Source organism: Proteobacteria bacterium CG1_02_64_396, assembly GCA_001872725.1.
GTDB lineage: Bacteria > Pseudomonadota > MNWR01 > CG1-02-64-396 > CG1-02-64-396 > CG1-02-64-396.
Genome location: MNWR01000085.1, coordinates 1 through 13,790, shown reverse-complemented (window position 1 = coordinate 13,790; position 13,790 = coordinate 1). Strand labels below are relative to the sequence as shown.

The following is a 13,790-nucleotide window of genomic DNA, read 5'->3' as shown; positions in this document are numbered from 1 at the left end:
ACCGGCACCGTCCCCTTGGCGCGGGTGATCGGTTCCATGAAATCGGTGGCGGCCCACGGCATGGGGGGCAAGGTGTGGCAGCGGGGGTATTACGACCACGCGCTGAGGGTCGAGGAGGAGGCGGAAAAGGTCGCCCGGTATTTGGTGGCCAATCCGCTACGCAAGGGGTTGGTGGAAGAGATCGGGCAATACCCCCATTGGGATGCGATTTGGGTGTGAGGGGGGGGGGTAGGAGCGGCTTCTCGGCGCGATGGGTTTTGGTTTTTTGGCGATTCTTGCCCCGTTGATCGCGCCGGGGGCGGCGCTCCTACGAGTGGGGGTGAGGTTTTTGCTTGATACGCCGCTCCCCCCCCGCAGGCCGGTAGGAGCGCCGCCCCGGCGCGATGGGTTTGGTTTTTCGGCCGTTCTTGCCCCGGTGGATCGCGCCGAGGGCGGCGCTCCTACGAGTGGGGGTGAGGTTTTTGCTTGATACGCCGCTCCCCCCCCGCAGGCCGGTAGGAGCGGCTTCCCGGCGCGATGGGTTTGGTTTTTCGGCCGTTCTTGCCCCGATGGATCGCGCCGAGGGCGGCGCTCCTACGGGGTTTACCCCTTCAAGAGCGCTGCCGCTTGCGCCTGCACAGCCCGGTCCCGCTCGGCCACCTTGCCCGCCATTGCGGCGCGGTGGGCGGCGACCTTGGCGGCGATCTCGGGGTCGGCGATGGCCAGCATTTGGGCGGCCAGAATCCCGGCGTTGGTCGCCCCCGCCTTGCCCACCGCCACGGTCGCCACCGGAATCCCGGCGGGCATTTGCACGGTCGCCAGCAGGGCGTCCATCCCCCCCAAACCCCCGACCTCCAGCGGCACCCCGATCACCGGCAGTGTGCAATGGGCCGAAACGGCGCCCGCCAGGTGAGCGGCCGATCCGGCCCCCACGATGAAGAGTTTGATGCCCCGGCTGGGGGCCTCGTGTACGAAGCGCTGCACCACATCGGGGGTGCGGTGGGCGCTCATCACCCGCGCTTCGCAGACGATGTCGAACTCGGCCAGTTGCCGCACCGCATACTCCATCACCGACCAATCGCTGTCGGAACCCATCAACACGGCGACCTGGGGGGCGCTGCTCATGGTTGACTCCTCAAAATTGGAAAGAGGCAAATCGGCCCGAGGGCGGGCCTCCCACATTCTCGCCAAGACGGTGCATGGAGGCAGATTGCGGGAGCGGCGCCCTCGCCGCGATCAATCGGCGATTCGGGCCATCGCCCGGTAGGCGATGTCGCTGCGGTGGTGCTCGCCGTCCCACTGGATAACGGCGACGGCGGTGTAGGCGAGGTCGCGGGCCGCCTTGATGTCGACGCCACGCGCCGTCACCCCCAGTACCCGACCGCCACTGGTGACGACCTGGCCGTGGGGGTTGAGGGTGGTTCCGGCATGGAAGACGACCCGGTTGGGCTCAGGCGGCAGGTTTTCAAGGCCGCGGATGACATCCCCCTTGCGGGGCGTGTCGGGATACCCACCCGCCGCCATCACCACGCAGACCGAGGCCCCCTCGTGCCACTCGATGCTCTGCCCGCTCAGGTCGCCCTGGGCGGCGGCTTGCAGCAGCGGCACCACGTCGGACTTCATCGCCATCATCAGCGGCTGGCATTCTGGGTCGCCGAAGCGGACGTTGAATTCCAGCACGAAGGGTTTGCCGTCAACGATCATCAAGCCGCAGTAGAGGGTTCCGGCAAAGCGGGCCCCTTCGCGGTTCAGGGTGGCGATCACCGGATCGATGCAAGTGCGCAGCGCCTCGGCGGTCAACTCGGGGGTCATCACCGGAGCGGGTGCGTAGGCCCCCATACCGCCGGTGTTGGGCCCTTGGTCGGCGTCGAAAACCCGCTTGTGATCTTGGGAGGCGATCAGGGGCAGCGCTTTGTCGCCGTCGACCAGACAGATGAACGAGGCCTCCTCGCCGTCGAGAAACTCCTCGATCACCACGGTCGCGCCGGCATCGCCAAAGCGGTTGCCCTCTAACATGTCGCGTACCGCCGCTTCGGCCTCGGCCATCGAGGTGGCGACCACCACCCCCTTACCGGCGGCCAGACCGTCGGCCTTCACCACAATGGGGGCGCCCAGCTCGGCGATGTAGGCAAGGGCGGGATCGATCTGGGTAAAGGTGGCATGGCGGGCGGTGGGTACCCCGGCCTTGACCAGGATCTCCTTCATGAAGGCCTTGGAGCCCTCAAGTTTGGCGGCGGCGGCCTTGGGACCGTAGATGGTCAGCCCCGCCGCCTGAAAGCGGTCGACAATTCCAGCCACCAGGGGGACCTCGGGACCCACCACGGTCAGGCCGATCCCCTCGTCTTGGGCCAGCTTGAGTAAGCCGTCGATATCTTCGACGCCGATGCTCAGGCAGCGGGCCTGCCCGGCGATGCCGGGGTTGCCGGGGGCGCACAGCACCTCGGATACCAACGGGCTTTGGGCGATTTTCCAAACCAGGGCGTGCTCGCGTCCGCCGCCGCCGACCACCAAGACCTTCATCGTCTGCCCCCGATCAATGCTTAAAGTGGCGCACGCCGGTGAAGACCATCGCCATGCCGTGCTCGTTGGCAGCCCCAACCACCTCTTCGTCGCGGATCGAACCGCCGGGCTGGATTACCGCCTTGATTCCGGCGGCGGCGGCGGCGTCGATGCCGTCGCGGAAGGGGAAGAAGGCGTCCGAGGCCATCACCGCCCCCTCGATGGAGGACTGGGCCTTGCTCACCGCGATCTTGGCCGAGTCGACCCGGCTCATCTGCCCGGCGCCGATCCCCACCGTCACCCCATCCTTCACGTAAACAATCGCGTTGGACTTGACGTGTTTGACCACCTTCCAGGCGAAGAGCAGATCGCGGATCTGTCCGGCGTCGGGGGTCAATTCCGTGACCGTTTTGAGGTCGTCTGCGCCGACGGTGGCCAGATCGCGATCCTGCACCAACAGACCGCCGACCACCTTCTTCAGGTCGAACTCGGGCTGATGGGCGCCGGTGATTTCAGGGGTTTGCAGCAGGCGCAGGTTTTTCTTCTCGCCCAAAATCGCCTTGGCCTCGGCGCTGAAGCCCGGGGCGACGATTACCTCTAAAAAGGTGGTCGCCAGCTCGGCGGCGGTCTCGCCATCGAGGGGGCGGTTGAAGGCGACGATGCCGCCGAAGGCCGAGACCGGATCGCAATCGCGGGCCTTGAGGTAGGTGGCCAGCTGCGAACCTTGGTCGATGGCCACGCCGCAGGGGTTGGCGTGTTTGACAATCACCACGGAGGGCTCGCTGAACTCTTTGACCAGCTCGAAGGCGCCGTTGGTGTCGTTGATGTTGTTGAAACTCAGCTCCTTGCCCTGCAACTGCACGGCGCTGGAGATCGAAGACTCGGTTTGAGCCATCCCCGCCGCGACATAGAAGGCGGCGCTTTGATGGGGATTTTCGCCGTAGCGCATCGGCCGGGCCAGCTGCCACTGCTGGGTGAGCACACTGGGAAAGCGCTGCGGCTTGCCCTCGGCATCAAGGCTGGTGAAGTAGTTGGCGATGGCGCCATCGTAGCGGGCGGTGTGGGCGAAGACCTTGCAGGCCAGCTCGAAACGCAGTTTATCGCCCACCGCGCCGTCGGCCGCGCCCATCTCCTCCATCACTCGGGTGTAATCGCTGGGATCGACCACCACGGTGACGAAGCGATGATTTTTGGCCGCCGAGCGCAGCATCGAGGGGCCGCCGATATCGATGTTTTCGATGGCGTCGATCAGGCTGCAATCGGCTTTGGCGACGGTCGCCTCAAAGGGGTAAAGGTTGACCACCACCATGTCGATGGGGGCGATGTTGTGCTCGGCCATCGCCGCTTGGTGTTCGGGGTGATCGCGCAGCCCCAGCAACCCGCCGTGGATGCGCGGATGCAGGGTTTTCACCCGCCCGTCCATCATCTCGGGAAAACCGGTGTGCTCCGAGACATCCTTGACCGGCAGCCCGGCGTCGCGGATCGCCTTGGCGGTGCCGCCGGTGGAGAGCAACTCCACCCCGCGATCCACCAAAAAGCGGGCAAGGTCGAGGATGCCGTTCTTATCGGAGACCGAAACGAGGGCGCGGGTGATTTTGGACATGGGGATCATCCCTCCGAAGCGGAAGGGCCAAAAGAAATCGGCCTACACATCACCCCTGCGGGGGAGGGATGTGTAGGCCGAATCTCAAGATGCGTCGGGCTCAAGATGCGTCGGGCGGGAGCCCAGCGCGATCAAGCGGCGGCAGCGGCCTTGTTGAGCAGCTGAGCCAAACGCGACTTGCGCCGGTTGGCCTGGGCGCGGGGGATTGCACCCTTGCGGGCCGCCACATCGATGGCGGAGATCGCAGCGCTCAAATTGGTGGCGTCGGCGCCACCGGTCTCAACGGCGCTGCGGAAGCCTTTGACGGCGGTGCGCAGGGCCGAACGGTTGGCACGGTTGCGGTCGTTGCGCTTGGCAGTCTGGCGGATGCGCTTCTTGGCGGATGCGTGGTTGGCCACCGGAATCCTCCGATTCTCTCTACTGATTAGAAATTCGAGTCGTGAACGCCCCCACGAGTGCAGGGCGATGTTCGGTCTTAAAAAAGAGGCGGGATTATGGCCAAAGAATCGCGGGGGTCAAGGGTTGTGGCTGCCGGGTCGGGTGCCTGAAGGGGGATAGGGTTCTCTTCGTAAAATGGGGGGTTGGCTTGCGGTGGGGTGGCAGGCTTCCTAACATCCACGGCTTTCCAAGCGCCCCCGCGTGGGGGTTGCTCCCCCTATTACCTGCCGGTCGGTCACGGCGTTTTCGGCCAGAGCCCCTCAAATGGAAGAATTTCCTCGCATTCAGCGTCTTCCCCCCTATGTTTTTGCCATCGTCAACGAGCTGAAATACCAGGCCCGGCTGCGGGGCGAGGACATTATCGATTTCGGTATGGGCAACCCCGACGGTCCCACGCCGCAGCACATCGTCGACCGTCTGTGCGAGGCGGCGCAGGATGGGGCCAATCACGGCTATTCGGTCTCCAAGGGGATCAAGGGGCTGCGCCAGGCCATCGCGCGGCGCTATAAGAAGCAGTTCGACGTCGAGCTCGATCCCGAGAGCGAGGTGATCGCCACCATCGGTTCGAAGGAGGGGCTCTCCCACTTCATGCTGGCGACCCTGGGGCCGGGTGATTCGGTGTTGGTCCCCAATCCCACCTACCCCATTCATACCTATGGGGCGGTGATTGCTGGGGCCGATGTGCGCCATGTGCCGATGATTCCCAACGATTCCGACGCCTTCTTCGAGGGGTTGGAGCAGGCGGTGCGCGATTCATGGCCGCGTCCCAAAATGCTGGTGCTCAACTTCCCCCACAATCCGACCGCCGCTTGCGTCGAGCTCCCTTTCTTCGAGCGGGTGGTCGATTTTGCCAAAGAGCACAAGATCATTGTTGTGCACGACATGGCCTACGCCGACATCACCTTCGACGGCTACAAGACCCCCTCGTTTTTACAGGTCAAGGGGGCCAAAGATGTCGGGGTCGAGTTCTATACCATGTCGAAGGCCTACAACATGGCCGGGTGGCGGGTTGGGTTCATGCTCGGCAACGAGCGGTTGGTCCATGCCCTGACCCGCCTGAAATCGTATCTCGATTACGGCATGTTCACCCCGATCCAGGTGGCGGCGGCGGTGGCACTTGATTCGGATGAGTCGGTGGTCGAGTCGATTCGGCAGGTCTACGTGGAGCGGCGCAAGGTGCTGTGCGAAGGGCTGGAGCGGGCCGGGTGGCCCATCGATTGGCCCAAGGCCTCGATGTTTGTTTGGGCGCGGCTGCCCGAGCAGTTCCGCCATCTGGGTTCGCTGGAATTCACCAAGCAATTGCTGCAAGAGGCCCATGTGGCGGTGGCGCCGGGGGTTGGTTTCGGCAATCTGGGCGACGAATACGTCCGCATCGCCATGATCGAGAACGAACACCGCACCCGGCAGGCGATCCGGGGCATCAAAAAATTCCTCGCCAAAGGCTAGGCGGGATGGGGAAAGGCTTCATGAAACGTTTGAACATCGGGGTTTTGGGTTTCGGCACCATCGGCACCGGGGTGGTGAAGATTCTGGCCGAGCAACGCGATCTGATCGCCCAGCGCAGCGGGGTCGAGCTGGTGGTGACCGCCATTGGCGATCTCGACCTGACCCGCGACCGGGGGGTCGACACCTCGGACATCCGACTGACCAACGATGCCCGCAGCATCATCAACGACCCCGAGATCGACGTGGTGGTCGAGCTGATCGGCGGTTACGAGCCGGCCCGCACCTTTGTGCTTGAGGCGTTGCAGGCGGGCAAACATGTGGTGACCGCCAACAAGGCGCTGATCGCCAAACATGGCATGGAGCTCTTCCCTGTGGCCGACTCCCATGGGGTGACCCTGGCTTTCGAGGCATCGGTGGCAGGGACGATCCCCATCGTCAAGGTGTTGCGCGAGGGGTTGGCCGCCAATCCGATTCGGGCGCTCTACGGCATCATTAACGGCACCTGCAACTACATTTTGAGCCGGATGCGCGACGAGGGTCTGCCCTTTGAAGAGGTGCTCGCCGACGCCCAAAAGCTGGGCTACGCCGAGGCCGACCCCGCCTTCGACATTGAGGGGATCGACGCCGCCCACAAGCTGGCGATTCTTGGTGCCATCGCCTTCGGTACCCCGATCCATTTCGACCAAGTCAGCGTCGAGGGCATCACCAAGATCACCGGGCAGGATGTCGCCTATGCCGAGGAGCTCGGCTACCGGGTTAAGTTGCTCGGCATCGCCAAGCAGGCGGGCGATGCGGTGGAGCTTCGAGTTCATCCGACCCTGTTGCCTGCCAGCAATCCCTTGGCTCAGGTCGAGGGGGTTTTTAACGCGGTGCTGGTCGACGCCCAATATGCCGACCGCACCATGTATTACGGGCGGGGCGCCGGAGAGCTTCCCACCGCCTCGGCGGTGGTGGCCGATCTGATCGACATCGCCTGTGGTCGCCAGGTCGCCCCGTTGGGGGTTCAGCCCGGCGTGCTGCGCGAACGGCCGATCCGCTCCCAGGGTGAGATCGAATGCGGCTACTATCTGCGCCTGAGTGTGGCCGACCGCCCCGGTGTGCTCGCCACCCTGACCCGCCTTCTGGCCGATCAGGGGGTCTCCATCGAGGCGGTACGCCAGTATGGGCGGGCCGAAGCCTGCGAAGCGGTTCCCCTGATTTTGACCGTGCACCGTACCCGCGAGGCCGCCTTCATCAAGGCGCTGGATGAAATTCGGGCCCAGCCGTTTGTCGGCGCCGATCTGACCTGGATGCGGATCGAAGAAAACTAAGGAAACGCTGATTGAAGGCTCCTGCCTTTAATCAGCGCGCTACGCAAAAAGCGTCGTTTTTGCTTCGCTTTCAAAATCAGTCACTGACGTTCCTGATTTTGGCGATCCATCCCTGGGTCGCTCGGAAGCGCAATTCAATCGGCGTTTGCCAAAGACTTACCCCACCGGGCTTGTCCGGTACCTTCATAGGATCACCCCATGCAATACAACGGCCTCATCGACCGCTACCGCCGCTTCATGCCCATCTCCGAGGGCGAGGCGATCATCACCCTGTACGAGGGTGCGACCCCCCTACACGAAGCCTACCGGCTGGCCAAGGTGATCGGCGCCACCGAGCGGGGGATCACCGTCTACCTCAAGTTCGAGGGGCTCAACCCCACCGGTTCGTTCAAGGACCGGGGGATGACCATGGCGGTGACCCGTGCCTACAACGACGGCGCCAAGGCGATCATCTGCGCCTCGACCGGGAACACCTCGGCCTCGGCTGCCGCCTACGCAGCCAACTGCGGCATCGACGCCTTCGTGCTGATTCCCGAGGGAAAGATCGCCCTGGGCAAGTTGTCGCAAGCGATGCTCTACGGCGCCCGGATCATTCAGGTGCGGGGCAACTTCGACCAGGCACTGACCATTGTGCGCAAGATTTCCGAGTCCTCCCCCATTGCCCTGGTCAACTCAGTGAACCCCGACCGCTTGCAGGGGCAGAAGAGCGCCGCCTTCGAGGTGGTCGACGAGCTCGGCTTTGTCCCCGACTACCATGCTCTGCCGGTCGGCAACGCCGGGAACATCTCGGCCTACTGGATGGGTTACACCGAGTACATGAACGAAGGGATTACCAACCGTCGCCCCAGCATGCTGGGTTTTCAAGCCGCTGGCGCCGCCCCCTTCGTGGTGGGCCATCCCATCGACAACCCCGAAACCATCGCCACCGCGATCCGCATCGGCAAGCCCGCCTCTTGGGATAAAGCCATTGCCGCCCGCGACGAGTCGGGGGGGGTGATCGACGCGGTGACCGACGATGAAATCCTCGAAGCCTATGGTCTGCTGGCGCGCAATGAGGGGGTCTTTTGCGAGCCCGCCTCGGCCGCATCGGTCGCCGGGGTGATGAAGATGATTCAGGCGGGCAAGATTCGTGAAGGAAGCAAGATCGTCTGCACCCTGACCGGCAACGGTTTGAAAGACCCCGACACCGCGATCTCCCAAGGGGGCAAGCCGGTGACCGTCGATGCCGAGGAGGGGGCGGTCCTCAAAGCCATCGGGCTGTAAGGTGGCCCAGGGTCGCATCTTCTGGCTCGAAGGGGCGGCCCGCGATCTGGGCGGAGTCACCCCCCTAGAGGCCGACTCTGAACAGGCGCTGGCCTGGAGGCCAATGCTGCAACGGGCCTCGGTGGGGCGACTGGCGGCCGCGACCTTGGATCGGGCATTGTTGGGGTCGGTTTCGCCGCTGCGACTGCTGATCGAGGGTCCGGGGTTGTTGCTGGAACCCTGTCACTTTTTGATGCGGCAAAACCACATCCGCCTGCTTCCGGTATTCGAGGGGGCGGTGGCGCAGGGACTTGAGCCTGTGCGGGGCTGGGTCGAGCGGATCGCCGAGTGGATCGACCCCTTTTGGCAGCTCACGGTGGTGGCGGGGCGACTGATCGCCATCCCCGAACGTCCGCTTGAGGTTGTCTTAAGCGACCCGTCGGCAATATGGGGTGAGGATGTCGCCCCCTTCCGCCCCCAGGGGGGCGATGCGGGCCGGGTAATGCGGCTACTCAACGATTTGCAGATGCTCATCAAGCAACACCCCTGGCCGCTGGGGGAGGGGGTCAATACCCTGTGGCCCTGGGGCGATGTCGGCGGACAAGAGGTCAAACCTTCGTGGCAGCTGGGTTGGTCGAGCGATCCGGCGCGGCGCCCCTGGTACATCGGGCAGGGGGCGATCCAGCAGGATCAGGGGCCGCAGCTGTTGTGGTTCGGCGAGCTGCTCCGACCCTTGGCCGAACGGGACAGCGCCGACTTGCTTACGGCGGTGGGTCAGTTGCAAACCCTCATTCTTCCGCAGCTTCGTGCGGGTGACCGGGTGGTGCTGGCGGGGGGGAAGCAAGGCAGCACCGTTTTGACGGTACAGGGGCGCAATCCCCTGCTGGCGTGGTTCAATCGCCGAGAAATCGGGGCGATTTTATCGGCACCCGTCCCGGCGCTTGCCACGCTGTGGTAACATCGGGCCACGATATTTCGAAAATTCATTTTCATGAGCGGTATTTACGAAGGGCAAGAGGGGGTTCTTTATGGATCGCAACCTGGCACTGGAATTGGTTCGAGTCACCGAGGCGGCGGCGCTGTCGGCGGCCCGTTTGATGGGGCGCGGCGACGAGAAGGCGGCCGATCAGGCGGCGGTTGATGCCATGCGCCGGGCGCTGAACTCGATCAACTTCGACGGTACCGTGGTGATCGGCGAAGGGGAGCGGGACGAGGCTCCCATGCTCTACATCGGCGAAAACGTCGGTTTGGGCTCCGGCCCCAAGGTCGACATCGCCCTCGATCCCCTTGAAGGGACCACCATCTGCGCCACCGGCGGCGAGAACGCCCTGGCGGTGATCGCGGCGGCCCAAGGGGGGCATTTCCTCCACGCCCCCGACACCTACATGGATAAAATCGCCACCGGCCCCGAGGCGGCTGGGGTGATCGATCTCGATCTCTCCCCCGAAGAGAACGTGCAGCGGGTGGCCGAGGCCAAGGGGATGTATGTCGAAGATGTCACCGTCTGCATCCTCAACCGTCCCCGCCATCAAGCGATCATCGACGCGGTCCGTAAGGCGGGCGCCCGCATTAAGCTGATTCAAGATGGCGACGTGGCGGGTGGTATCGCCACCGCCATGCCGAACTCCGGCGTCGATCTGATGATCGGCACCGGCGGCGCCCCCGAGGGGGTGATTACCGCAGCCGCACTCAAGTGTCTGGGCGGCGGTTTTCAGGGGCGGCTGAACTTCCGCAACGAAGAAGAAAAGGCCCGCGCCCTGAAGATGGGGGTGACCGACCTGAACAAGAAGTACGATCGGGACGAGCTGGCCAAGGGGCAGGTGATGTTCGCCGCCACCGGGGTGACCGATGGCAACATGCTCAAGGGGGTTCGTTTCCATCATGGAGGCGCCACCACCTTCTCGGTGGTGATGCGTTCCCAGTCGCAGACCCTGCGTTATGTCGAGGCCGATCATCGCTTCGATTACAAACCGCACTATCGCTGATTTTGTCGGACACATTGCCGTACCGAACCCTGCGGGGGGCACGTTGGATCGCCCCCCCGCAGGGGAACCCCCGCCGTCCCCTGGCCGAGCAAATCCTGGCGCTTCGCGGTGTTCCCGAAACCCAGTGGCCCCGCTTTTTAGCCCCCAGCCTCAACCAACTCGCCTCCCCTGGCACCATGACCGACCTCGACAAGGGGGCGGCCCGGATTGCCGACGCCATCGAACGGCGTGAAACCATTGCCATCTGGGGCGACTACGACGTCGACGGAGTGACCTCCTCGGCGGTGATGGCGCGCGCCATTTCCCTGATGGGGGGCAAGGCACGGGTGCACATCCCCGACCGCTTCGCCGACGGTTACGGTCTGAACGTTTCGGGCATCGAACAATTGGCCAAAGAGGGGGCGCGGCTGATTGTCTCTGTCGATTGCGGCATCACCGCTTTTGAACCGGCCCGCCGTGCCCGCGAATTTGGGATCGATCTGATCGTCACCGACCACCATCTGCCCGAGGCGGCGCTACCCGAGGCGGTAGCGGTCGTGAATCCCAACCGCCACGACTGCCCCTTTGTGGGTAAGGAGCTCGCCGGGGTCGGGATCGCCTTTTATACGATGCTGGCGGTGCGAGCTCAGGGTCGGGAACGGGGATGGTTTGCCAATCGCGAGGAGCCCGATCTGCGCTGTTTGCTCCCCTGGGTGGCGACCGGGACCATCGCCGATGTGGCCAAGCTAACCGGCCTCAATCGGGTGTTGGTCCACGCCGGTCTGCGCTGGCACCGTTCCCAGCCCGACGCCGGGATGCGGGCGTTGGAGGAGGTAGCGGGGCTGAAGGGGGAGCTGACGCCGGGTCGGGTTGGGTTTCAAATCGGGCCACGCCTCAATGCCGGGGGGCGGATCGCTCAGGGGATCCTGGGACTCAATCTGCTGCTGAGCGAGGATCCCGCCGAACGACGCCTACTGGCCAAACAGCTCGATCAACTCAATCAAGAACGGCGGGCGGTCGAGGATGAGATTCTGCGGGAGGCGCTCCCCCAGGCCGAGATACAGGTCGAGAGGGGAATGCGGGCATTGGTGGTGGCGGGGCCATGGCATCCCGGTGTCATCGGCATCGTCGCCTCCCGCCTGACCGACCGTTTTTACCGTCCCAGTCTGGTCTTCGCCCTCGATGAGGAACAGGGCAAAGCCAAAGGTTCGGCCCGCTCCATCAAGGGGTTGCACCTGCTCGATGCCCTACGTCGACTCGACGATGGGCGCTTTATTGCCATGGGGGGGCATGCCATGGCGGCGGGAATGACGTTGGCGGCGGGTGACCTGGGACGTTTTCACGACGATCTCGACCGGGTGCTCGGCGAGCTTGAGGATGAACTCTTCATGCCCCGTCTGGCCCCCGATCTGGCCTTGGCGCCCGGGCAAATCGACGAAGCGGGGCGGTCCGATCTGTTGCGATTGGAGCCCTTCGGTCACGGCAATCCCGAACCTTTGCTCGCCATCGAGATCCGCCGTTTGATCGATCCCCGCTTTCGCGACCCCCGCATGATGATGGCCACAGTCGAACTTTCCGACGGTCGCCAGCTCCCAGCGGTCGCCTTCAACCTGGATCCTCATCCCGATCTGATCGGCGGCCTTGACCGCCCCCATTGGGTGGCAGCACGTTTATCGAGCTTCCGCGACCGGGTGCAATTGCAGATTCAGGACTGGTGGTTCGGCGGGTGAATCCCAATTCCCCCCAAATCCCGCACCGCCTCTTTCCCGACGTTCATTGTCGGAGTTGGGTAAATAATTCGTCATATGTGGCTATAACCCTTGAAAAGTTCGGGTAAGTATTTCTCTAATGCGCCCCGTTTTTCAGGGAAGCGGGAAGCCCGCAGGCTCGATATGAAATTTCGGCAATACGGCATGGATGTTGTAAGAATGATGAGATTCGGCCGAATGTGCCAAAATCACGATACGGTCACACATTCCGTGGACGACCCACGGCTTTTCCGGGCGGTGTGGACACCGCAATTAACCGAATTTCGATTGTAGAACCCAGGGGGGGTGGCACGGTCATGAATCATCTCAAGTTGTTGCGGCGTTGCATCGTCGAAAAGCAGACCGGGTTTTTCCGGTTCGTAGTTGATGGAGAGGCGCGGACCCTGCGTATCGACGGCGGTGATCTGGTCGGAGGTGGCAACGACGTAGCCGATTTGGTCGCCGCCTTTTTGCTGCACGGCAAAGGGGCAATGTTCTCTCCCAGCACCGACCGCAATACCACGTTGACCCCGGCCGACCAGATGGTTTCGCTGGCGCTGAGTCGCTGGACGCTTCCCCCCTCGTATCGCAGCGAAATGCGGCTTTTCTTCGAAGCGTTTCCCCGTGTGAAGGTGCGGCTGGTGCCGGTCCACCGCTTCGGCTTTCCCCATCCGCTGGCCTTTTACTCGTTTCACCGGGCCGCTATGACGGAGGAGGGGCTCGACCTCAAGCGGTATCTGAACGACCCCGGCATGATCGAAGCAGAACTCGATGCCCGAATGGCGGTGGTGCTGGGCGCCTACCTGTTGGGGCTGATGACTCCGGTGGCAAGCATCTTGGGCAGCGGCGTGGTATCGAGAATTATCTCTCGTATTCGAAGAATGGCATGATGGCGCATCCAACCTTCGCCGCGCGGTTTTTGCCCTCCACGGTTGTTAAGAGGTTTCCATGAGTCAGCAGCGTCAAGCGCTCAAGATCGTCATCACCGGTCCGGTCAACGCAGGCAAAACCACCCTTATCCAGCATTTGAGCGATACCACGATGGCCTCCACCGACGTGTTGGCCACCGATGGGGTTGCTGCCCTCAAGGCGCTCACTACCGTGGGGCTCGATTTTGGGATCCTCAAGGTCGACGACACCCTAGAGGTGCATTTATTCGGCACCCCTGGCCAAGAACGCTTCAATTTTATGTGGAATATTTTGGGCAAGGGGGCGCTGGGGGCGGTGTTTTTGGTCGACAGTGCCGATCCCGATAGTCTGACTGGGGTGGACCCCACTCCTTGGACAGTTTGGGGGCGAAAATTTGTAAACGGTTAGTGGCGGTGGGTGGTTCCGCCGTGGGTTTGATGGACCTGTTCTGGGGTCTTGCCGCCGAGGGCACTGTGGGGGCGCTCGGTGTTGTAAAACCGGAAGTAGCGGTCGAGCCCCTGGTGCAGCGCCACCCCATCGGCATGGTCGTACAGGTAGATCTCTTCGTACTTCACCGTGCGCCACAAACGTTCGATGAAGACGTTGTCCAGCGCCCGGCCCCGTCCGTCCATGCTGATGAGAATCTGTTGTT

General features: G+C 63.4%; 12 protein-coding genes and 2 pseudogenes. 9 read left to right on the top strand and 5 right to left on the bottom strand.

Features of this window, described 5'->3' with window-relative positions:
- Positions 1 to 219 (top strand): annotated as a pseudogene (locus AUJ55_10095) (transposase).
- Positions 220 to 582: 363 nt separating this feature from the next.
- On the opposite strand, the gene AUJ55_10090 reads toward AUJ55_10095, so the two are convergent.
- The 4 genes from AUJ55_10090 to AUJ55_10075 all read right to left on the bottom strand — a co-directional run bounded on the left by AUJ55_10090 (position 583) and on the right by AUJ55_10075 (position 4,479).
- Complete coding sequence (locus AUJ55_10090) at positions 583 to 1,104, bottom strand: 5-(carboxyamino)imidazole ribonucleotide mutase (protein OIO55627.1); 522 nt, start codon at positions 1,102 to 1,104, stop codon at positions 583 to 585.
- Between the two features lie 111 nt (positions 1,105 to 1,215).
- Positions 1,216 to 2,499 (bottom strand): phosphoribosylamine--glycine ligase, encoded by a 1,284-nt coding sequence (locus AUJ55_10085; protein ID OIO55626.1) that lies wholly within the window; start codon positions 2,497 to 2,499, stop codon positions 1,216 to 1,218.
- 13 nt (positions 2,500 to 2,512) lie between these two features.
- Positions 2,513 to 4,081 (bottom strand): bifunctional phosphoribosylaminoimidazolecarboxamide formyltransferase/IMP cyclohydrolase, encoded by a 1,569-nt coding sequence (locus AUJ55_10080; protein OIO55625.1) that lies wholly within the window; start codon positions 4,079 to 4,081, stop codon positions 2,513 to 2,515.
- A 131-nt stretch (positions 4,082 to 4,212) separates the two neighbouring features.
- A complete protein-coding gene (locus AUJ55_10075; protein OIO55624.1) occupies positions 4,213 to 4,479 on the bottom strand; it encodes a 30S ribosomal protein S20 in 267 nt (88 codons plus the stop codon).
- A gap of 304 nt (positions 4,480 to 4,783) precedes the next feature.
- Here AUJ55_10075 and AUJ55_10070 point away from each other — a divergent pair, with 304 nt between their 5' ends.
- The 8 genes from AUJ55_10070 (at position 4,784) to AUJ55_10035 (ending at position 13,546) form a co-directional block, all read left to right on the top strand.
- Positions 4,784 to 5,965, top strand: a complete 1,182-nt coding sequence (locus tag AUJ55_10070; protein OIO55623.1) for an alanine transaminase — start codon at positions 4,784 to 4,786, stop codon at positions 5,963 to 5,965.
- Positions 5,966 to 5,985: 20 nt separating this feature from the next.
- The gene (locus AUJ55_10065) at positions 5,986 to 7,275 is read left to right on the top strand and encodes a homoserine dehydrogenase (protein ID OIO55622.1); all 1,290 of its coding nucleotides are present in this window, start codon (positions 5,986 to 5,988) and stop codon (positions 7,273 to 7,275) included.
- A gap of 198 nt (positions 7,276 to 7,473) precedes the next feature.
- Entirely contained in the window at positions 7,474 to 8,538 is a 1,065-nt protein-coding gene (locus tag AUJ55_10060; GenBank protein ID OIO55621.1) for a threonine synthase, read from the top strand.
- A 1-nt stretch (position 8,539) separates the two neighbouring features.
- Positions 8,540 to 9,475, top strand: coding sequence for a hypothetical protein (locus tag AUJ55_10055; GenBank protein OIO55620.1), 936 nt, complete (start codon positions 8,540 to 8,542; stop codon positions 9,473 to 9,475).
- A gap of 70 nt (positions 9,476 to 9,545) precedes the next feature.
- Entirely contained in the window at positions 9,546 to 10,502 is a 957-nt protein-coding gene (locus AUJ55_10050) for a fructose-bisphosphatase, class II (protein OIO55619.1), read from the top strand.
- A 29-nt stretch (positions 10,503 to 10,531) separates the two neighbouring features.
- A complete protein-coding gene (locus AUJ55_10045; protein ID OIO55628.1) occupies positions 10,532 to 12,211 on the top strand; it encodes a single-stranded-DNA-specific exonuclease RecJ in 1,680 nt (559 codons plus the stop codon).
- Between the two features lie 335 nt (positions 12,212 to 12,546).
- On the top strand, positions 12,547 to 13,119 hold the full coding sequence (locus tag AUJ55_10040; protein OIO55618.1) for a hypothetical protein: 573 nt from the start codon (positions 12,547 to 12,549) through the stop codon (positions 13,117 to 13,119).
- A 58-nt stretch (positions 13,120 to 13,177) separates the two neighbouring features.
- Positions 13,178 to 13,546, top strand: a complete 369-nt coding sequence (locus AUJ55_10035; protein OIO55617.1) for a hypothetical protein — start codon at positions 13,178 to 13,180, stop codon at positions 13,544 to 13,546.
- Here AUJ55_10035 and AUJ55_10030 read toward each other — a convergent pair.
- Positions 13,543 to 13,790, bottom strand: a pseudogene (locus tag AUJ55_10030) (hypothetical protein). The gene AUJ55_10035 and the pseudogene AUJ55_10030 overlap by 4 nt on opposite strands.